Source organism: Kitasatospora putterlickiae (assembly GCF_039527695.1).
GTDB classification, from domain to species: domain Bacteria; phylum Actinomycetota; class Actinomycetes; order Streptomycetales; family Streptomycetaceae; genus Kitasatospora; species Kitasatospora putterlickiae.
In genome coordinates this window covers 2,219-3,902 of record NZ_BAAAKJ010000015.1, presented here as the reverse complement: position 1 = coordinate 3,902, position 1,684 = coordinate 2,219, and the positions used below count along the sequence as shown (strand labels likewise).

General features: G+C 52.1%; 1 rRNA gene. It reads right to left on the bottom strand.

Going from position 1 to position 1,684, the window contains the following annotated elements:
• A 23S ribosomal RNA gene (locus tag ABD308_RS01425) occupies positions 1–1,684 on the bottom strand; the annotation flags it as partial.

Here is a 1,684-nt window from a genome sequence, read left to right as displayed (position 1 = left end):
AGAGTTATCCCGCTCACCTTAGGATTCTCTCCTCGCCTACCTGTGTCGGTTTGCGGTACGGGCACCCTCATCCTCACGAGAGGCTTTTCTTGGCAGTGTGAAATCAGGAACTTCGGTACTCTATTTCCCTCCCCATCACAGCCCGAGCTTACGATGAACGGATTTGCCTGCTCATCACTCTCACTGCTTGGACGTGCATATCCATCAGCACGCTTCCCTATCCTCCTGCGTCACCCCATTGCTCAAACGGATGAAAGGTGGTACAGGAATGTCAACCTGTTTTCCATCGCCTACGCCTTTCGGCCTCGGCTTAGGTCCCGACTAACCCTGAGCGGACGAGCCTTCCTCAGGAAACCTTAGGCTTTCGGTGGACAAGATTCTCACTTGTCTTTCGCTACTCATACCGGCATTCTCACTTCTAAGCGCTCCACCCGTTCTTCCGATCGGACTTCGCTGCGCTTAGAACGCTCTCCTACCATTGTACCAACGGTACAATCCGCAGCTTCGGTGATACGTTTAGCCCCGGTATATTTTCGGCGCAGAGTCACTCGACCAGTGAGCTATTACGCACTCTTTAAATGATGGCTGCTTCTAAGCCAACATCCTGGTTGTCTAAGCAACTCCACATCCTTTTCCACTTAACGTATACTTAGGGACCTTAGCTGGCGGTCTGGGCTGTTTCCCTCTCGACTATGAACCTTATCACCCATAGTCTGACTCCCAAGCTCAAGTTGTTGGCATTCGGAGTTTGACTGAATTCGGTAACCCGATGAGGGCCCCTAGTCCAATCAGTGCTCTACCTCCAAAACTCGATTCTTGAGGCTAGCCCTAAAGCTATTTCGGAGAGAACCAGCTATCTCCGTGTTCGATTGGCATTTCACCGCTACCCACACCTCATCCCCGCACTTTTCAACGTACGTGGGTTCGGGCCTCCAGTAAGTGTTACCTTACCTTCACCCTGGACATGGGTAGGTCACACGGTTTCGGGTCTGCGACCTCATACTCATACGCCCTGTTCAGACTCGCTTTCGCTGCGGCTCCACATCTTCTGCTTAACCTTGCATGAGATCGAAACTCGCCGGTTCATTCTACAAAAGGCACGCTGTCACCCATTAACGGGCTCCAACTACTTGTAAGCACACGGTTTCAGGTTCTCTTTCACTCCCCTCCCGGGGTGCTTTTCACCTTTCCCTCACGGTACTGGTTCGCTATCGGTCACTAGGGAGTATTTAGCCTTGGGAGATGGTCCTCCCGGATTCCGACGGAATTTCACGTGTTCCGCCGTACTCAGGATCCACTCCGGAGGAAACCAGGTTTGAATTACAGGGCTGTTACCTTCTTCGGCAGGTCTTTCCAGACCGTTTCATCTACCTGATTTCTTGGTAACTCCGTATGGAGTGTCCTACAACCCCAGAAGGCAAGCCTTCTGGTTTGGGCTGTTTCCCGTTCGCTCGCCGCTACTTAGGAAATCGCGTTTGCTTTCTCTTCCTCCGGGTACTGAGATGTTTCAGTTCCCCGGGTTACCTTCCTTACCCTATGGATTCAGATAAGGATACTGCCCCATTACGGACAGCGGGTTTCCCCATTCGGAAATCTCCGGATCAAAGCTTACTTACAGCTCCCCGAAGCATATCGGTGTTTGTCCCGTCCTTCATCGGCTCCTAGTGCCAAGGCATTCACCGTG